The organism is Streptomyces barkulensis (genome assembly GCF_002843305.1).
GTDB lineage: Bacteria > Actinomycetota > Actinomycetes > Streptomycetales > Streptomycetaceae > Streptomyces > Streptomyces barkulensis.
Map to the genome: position 1 here is coordinate 1 of NZ_PGSG01000096.1, position 5,605 is coordinate 5,605.

The following is a 5,605-nucleotide window of genomic DNA, read 5'->3' on the forward strand; positions in this document are numbered from 1 at the left end:
CCAAGACCGTGCTGACCGACGTGGGGCCGGTGGAGATCGTCGTGCCCCGCGACCGGAACGGCTCCTTTGAGCCGAAGATCGTCAAGAAGCGGCAGAAGCGCCTGACCGGGGTCGACGAGATGGTGATCTCGCTGGCCGCGAAGGGCCTGACCACCGGCGAGGTGCAGGCCCACCTGGCCGAGGTCTACGGCGCTGACGTCTCCCGCCAGACCGTCTCCACCATCACCGACAAGGTGCTCGAGGGCATGGCCGAGTGACAGAACCGGCCCCTCGACCCGGTCTATCCGGTGGTCTTCATCGACGCCATCCACGTGAAGATCCGCGACGGTGCGGTGGCCAACCGGCCGATCTATGTGGCCCTGGCGGTCACGGTCGAGGGCCGGCGGGAGATCCTGGGCCTGTGGGCCGGTGACGGCGGCGAGGGCGCCAAGCACTGGCTGCACATCCTCACCGAGCTCAAGAACCGCGGCGTCAGCGACGTGCTGATGCTGGTCTGCGACGGGCTCAAGGGCCTGCCCGAGGCAGTGGACGCGGTCTGGCCGAAGACGATCGTGCAGACCTGCGTGGTGCATCTGCTGCGGAAGTCCTTCCGCTATGCCGCCCGCCAGGACTGGGACAAGATCGCCAAGCTTCTCAAGCCCGTCTACACCGCACCGACCGAGGAGGCCGCCCTGGACCGGTTCGCCGAGTTCGCCGACGCCCGGGGCCGGAAGTATCCGGCGATCGTGAAGCTGTGGGAGAACGCCTGGGTGGGGGTGCCCCCGGACGGAGTCTGGGGGAGAGTTCACTCCGTTCCTGCGGTTCGATGCCGAGATCCGCCGCATCGTCTGCACCACCAACGCGATCGAGTCGGTGAACGTGCGGATCCGGCGGGCGGTCAAGGCCCGTGGACACTTTCCCAACGAGCAGGCCGCTCTGAAGAAGTGCGTCTACATGGCGATCATGTCCCTTGGCCCCACCGGCAAGGGCCAGGCCCGCTGGACCATGCGCTGGAAGACCGCGCTGAACGCCTTCGACGGCCGCCTGTCGACGGCCCGCCAGTAACCTCAACCACCCCCGTTACACCGAACGTTTGACAGACCCCTGCCCGGGCCGATCGACGACACCGAGGCCCGCCTGGCCTACGTCGCGGTCACCCGCGCCCGCCACGGCCTGGACCTGGGCGGCCTGTCCTGGATCGAGCACCACCCCGCCGGACAGTCAAGCGGTGCGCCTGCCGCCTCACATGCACCAGCCACTGAACAACCTGGAGAGGCGAGCCATCGTTGAGCTGTGCTGTTCATGGGCTGGAGGGCGGCCCCCAGTCGAGGACATGGAGGCCGGCGGCTTTGACAAGGTCGGTGTCCAGGCGGAGGAGCTGGACGGGGGAGTGGCCGTGGCGGTGTAGCCACTGGCGGCGGCGGCGTTGTTCTGCCTGGCTGAGCTCGTGCCACCGGTCGTAGTGGACTCCGGGTTCCTTGCCGGGGTTCTCGCCGGCCCAGGCATGCACGAAGCCGACTTCGTCGGGGGCGCGGCGCAGGGTGATCAAGGCCCATGCGGTCTCGTACGGCAGGGTCGGCCCGTGCTGGGCCATGAGCCGGTGGGTCCGTAGCTGCCGCAGGGGGGTCAGAAGCCATCGTGCGGTGTGCGGGTTCATGCCGGTGTACTCCCGGGCTCGTGTTGGGTCTGCCATTGGGCGGCCGTGGTCTTCAAGTCGTGGTGGCCGAGCACGTGGAGGGCGTGGATGAGGGCTTTGAGGAAGAGGTCCCGCTGCTCGGGGGTGTCCGTGGCGGTGACGAGTTGGTCGATGAAGCGTCTGATGTCGCCGCGGGTGCCGTCGTCCTCGCGCTCGCACGGGGCAGGCAGATCACCCAGCTCCTTAACCAGGTCCGACAGCTGATCGAAACGGTCGGGGAATTGGTTGATCCACCACATCCGGCGCAGGTTCGGATCGGCGAGCACGCGCTGCAGGTGGGTCAGGCGGCGCATCTCCGCCTCGTGCTCGAGGTCGATGTTCTGGTGTCGGCGTGTGTGCTCCTCGGCCAGTTCGCGATCCTGGGCCGAGACGGCCAGTTGCACCGAGCCGATGACCTCCAGCCCGGCTGCGGGGCTGTGCCATCGGGCCATGGCGGTGTTGGCCGCGTCCTGAGCTGCGGCGCGGTCGAGAACGGAGTACGAGCTCAGGACGCGGTCGGCGCCGTGGCGCAGATGGTGACGGGCGAGGGTGGCAGGGTCGTGATGACCGGGCATTTCGTCCTGCCTTGGACGCCACGCGCCGTCGATGCGCACGGTGAAGAACACACTGGGGATGCGGCTGGGCATCCGCTCGCCGCTCATGACGAGCGGATGCGCCGTTTCGCTATCGGAGAGGAGCAGTGCCGGCCGGGCGGTTCGGCGCCAGGGCAGGATGCTCACGCTGCCGAACGGGTCTCTTCACCGGTGGGCTCGCGCCCGGTGCCGAGTTCAGCTGGAGGCGCTGCTTGCGTGTAGATCAACTGGTCGACCAGCTTGTGGCGTCGGGCCCGTCCCAGTTCGGTGCTGTTCGAGGAACCCACCAGCAGCCTGGCGACCCCCTGCTGGCCGAGGTGTCCGCGGATCACCGCTGCCACCACAGGCAGGACCGTGTCATCCGGCAGCTCGGAGGAGTCCAGCCAGGCTGCCAGGCTGGTGAGGGCCGCTTCGGCCACAGCGGGCTCCAAGAGCGCCGCACGCCAGCCGCGGACGAGGAGCTGCCTGGCCGGCGTGCTGGCCGAGTCGTCCGGGGTCTCCCCAGCCATATGCAAGAGGAGATCCTGATCGGTGATATCGGTCAGTGCCAGGAAGATGCTCGCTCCGGCTTGGCGCACGGTGCCGTCGGCGGAACTCGACCAGTCGATGATTTCCGACAGCACCAGAACTCGCTGCTGGGGACGGCCGACAAGGGTACGCACCGCGCTGGTTACCGCTTCGCGCGCTTTGCCGTCGGACCGCGAGGCCAATAGACGCAGCCGGGTCAATGCCACCCGCGGGTACTCCCGGCCCAGCCTGCCGGCGCAGATCTCGGCCACCGCCGCAGCCAATGCCTCGCTGGTGTTCTTCTGGTGAGCCCAGTCGTACAGCTGCTTGCGGACACCAGCCCCCGTGGCCGGATGGAGCGCCATGCTCTCCAGAATCTCCACGGCCAGCCGCCGGTGCCGGGTGTGCCCCTTGTCGATCCAGTCGCTCACCACGGACCGCACCGTCGCGCCGCCGGGGAGCAGAGACAGGCGGACAAGGGATTCCGCGATGCGTCGCAGATGGCGCTCGGCAACTCCGTTCGGAGCGCTGATCTTCGAGGCCCATTCCAGCAGTGCCTGCCGCAGCTGCGGCCGCTGCTGCCACACATGCGTCAAGACGGCCCCGGGCAACCCGTGCCTCTTGGCTTCCAACGAGATGTTCTCACCGATCTGGGAGGCCTCGATGGTTTCCAGGCGCTGGCACAAGTCCCGGCCGGCCAGTGCGCCGCCAGGAGGCAGGACGCCCCCGACCTCTTTGAAGAACTGATCGGCCGCTTCCATCACGACATCGGCCGGCACATCCTCCAGCAAGGCGGCGGCCACCAGGAGCGCCCGCTCGCGCAGGTCCTCCGCGCTGGAGTGCTTCTCGAACCAGCCCTGCAGGTGCCTTTTCCAGCCGGTGAACTCCTCCTTGACCGTGTCCCTGTCGTCGCTTTCGGACTCGGCGACGAGCCGGGCCAGACGAGCCGCGTCGGAGGCGTGCGTCGCCGCCGCGAGTAGTTCCTCAAGGGGAGTGCCTGACAGCCAGTCCACTCTGTCGGGGGCCAGGCGGCTCAGGTGAGCCCTGGCGACTTCCATCGCTGCTGGCCGGACCAGGCATACATGGGGCACAGAGGCCAGATGTCCAGGATCCCAGGCACCCGGCGTCGCCAAGATGATCAGAACGGCTTCCTTCTCCCCGGCTTCCTTCTGGTAGCCGGACAGCCCCGAGTAGAAGCTTTCGGGCAGCGACCCGTGGTCCGTCAGGTCGAGGATGAAACCGTGCTTCCTGGTGGCGGGGATTTGTTCGATGCGTGGCTGCTCCCAGTCCGGTACCAGCCAGCGGATGCGCTCGCGAGGAACACCCATCCCATGAAGTGCTCGCAGCGCAGCTGTCCGGCGCCCTGTGCCCGCCTCACCGAGAAGGACCAGCACACTGCGTCGCTGGTCGAACCGGCGTAGCGCGCCCACAGCCTCAGCCACCCGGCCCGGTCGGCCATCGACCGATGCGTCAACGAAAGCATGTTGCACGAGATCCATTTCGCGCTTGCCCACGCTGACGCCGTGCAGGTGCTCCCAGCCGCGCACTGAGCTGCCCCGAGTTTCGTAGAGTCCGCGATCGTGTGATCAAGCGGTCTGCGGGACTTCCTCCAGGTACGCCCAGTACGTCTGCTCGTACTCGTCGGGCGGCACGTAGCCCAGGGCGGAGTGGAGTCGTTCACCGTTGTACCACGCGACCCACTGGAAGACGGCCCGCTCGACCTGGTCGAAGTCCCGCCATGGCCCCTGATGTTCGATCAGTTCGGCTTTGAACGTGCCGTTGAGGGCCTCGGCCATCGCGTTGTCATAACTGTCCGCGACGGACCCGACCGACGCCGAGGCACCGACCTCGGCGAGACGTTCCGTGTACCGAATGGATACGTACTGCGACCCGCGGTCGCTGTGATGGATGAGATCGGCGTCCTTCTTGATCCTCTGCCGCCACAGCGCCATCTCCAGTGCGTCCAGCGGCAGGTCCGTGCGCAGGTGCGTGGCGGCCTGCCAGCCCACGATCCGGCGTGAGTACGCGTCCAGGACGAACGCGACGTAGACCCACCCCGACCAGGTGCGGATGTAGGTCAGGTCCGCCAGCCACAGCTGGTTGGGCCGCTCGGCGGTGAAACGGCGGTTGACCAGGTCCGGCGGGCGCGGCGCGGCCGGCTCGGGGACCGTGGTGCGGCGGCGCTGCCCGCGGATGACGCCCTCGATGCCGAGCTCGCCCATCAGCCGCTCGACCGTGCAGCGGGCCACCGTGTGTCCGGCGCGGACCAGGGCGCGGGTGACGCGGCGTGCGCCGTAGGTGCGCCCGGAGTCCTCCCACGCGGCTGTGACCAGCGGGATCAGTTCTTCGTCGCGCAGGCGTCGGGCCGACTTCGGCCGCGTCTTGCGCGCGAAGTACGTCGACGGCGACACATCCAGCACCCGGCAGACGGGATCGACCCCGAGGCCCTTGTCGCGCAGGTGGTCGATCACCTGCTCGGCCTCGTCCGGGGACGGTCGATCTCCTGGGCAAAAAACACCGAGGCGGCCTTCAGGATCTCGTTGGCCCGCCTCAACTCGGCGTTCTCCTTGCGGAGTTCCTTCAACTCGTCGCGCTCGGCGGTCGTCAGCCGGTCGTCACGCTCGCCGGCGTCCGCCTCGGCCTGGCGGACCCAGGACCGCAGGGCTTCCTTGTGGATGCCGAGGTCGCGGGCGACGTGGGCCACAGGGCGGCCGGTCGCGCGGACCTCGCGCACCGCCCGCTCACGCAGCTCATCGGGGTACTTACGGGGTGCTGGCATTGCTCGTGGTTCTCCTTACGCCTGGAAGCGTAACCCAGGCTTGAGGGACTCCACGAAGATCAGTACAGCTCA

Annotated in this window: 4 protein-coding genes and 2 pseudogenes; 2 read left to right on the plus strand and 4 right to left on the minus strand. The window is 68.2% G+C overall.

Features of this window, described 5'->3' with window-relative positions:
* Together CUT83_RS20180 and CUT83_RS31060 are read left to right on the plus strand one after the other, a co-directional pair.
* Positions 1-1,044 (plus strand): annotated as a pseudogene (locus CUT83_RS20180) (IS256 family transposase); the annotation flags it as partial.
* A 33-nt stretch (positions 1,045-1,077) separates the two neighbouring features.
* A pseudogene (locus CUT83_RS31060) lies at positions 1,078-1,269 on the plus strand (DNA helicase); the annotation flags it as partial.
* Between the two features lie 10 nt (positions 1,270-1,279).
* Here CUT83_RS31060 and CUT83_RS20190 read toward each other — a convergent pair.
* The 4 genes from CUT83_RS20190 to CUT83_RS20205 form a co-directional block, all read right to left on the minus strand.
* Positions 1,280-1,636 carry a hypothetical protein gene (locus tag CUT83_RS20190; RefSeq protein WP_101257272.1) on the minus strand — a complete coding sequence of 119 codons (357 nt, stop codon included), beginning with the start codon at positions 1,634-1,636 and terminating at the stop codon, positions 1,280-1,282.
* A complete protein-coding gene (locus CUT83_RS20195; RefSeq protein WP_101257273.1) occupies positions 1,633-2,394 on the minus strand; it encodes a hypothetical protein in 762 nt (253 codons plus the stop codon). Before CUT83_RS20195 ends, CUT83_RS20190 begins: the two co-directional genes overlap by 4 nt.
* The gene (locus tag CUT83_RS20200; protein WP_143688595.1) at positions 2,391-4,268 is read right to left on the minus strand and encodes a hypothetical protein; all 1,878 of its coding nucleotides are present in this window, start codon (positions 4,266-4,268) and stop codon (positions 2,391-2,393) included. Before CUT83_RS20200 ends, CUT83_RS20195 begins: the two co-directional genes overlap by 4 nt.
* Before the next feature lie 72 nt (positions 4,269-4,340).
* Positions 4,341-5,533 (minus strand): IS3 family transposase gene (locus CUT83_RS20205; protein WP_101253822.1). Its coding sequence is split into 2 segments (ribosomal slippage): positions 4,341-5,269 and positions 5,269-5,533, totalling 1,194 coding nucleotides; the frame shifts between segments, so codons are not numbered across the junction.
* Positions 5,534-5,605: the final 72 nt, after the last annotated feature.

Excerpts from the sequence above, each read along its gene's own strand:
- CUT83_RS20190 (WP_101257272.1), bottom strand. The coding sequence starts at position 1,636 with ATGAACCCGCACACCGCACGATGGCTTCTGACCCCCCTGCGGCAGCTA.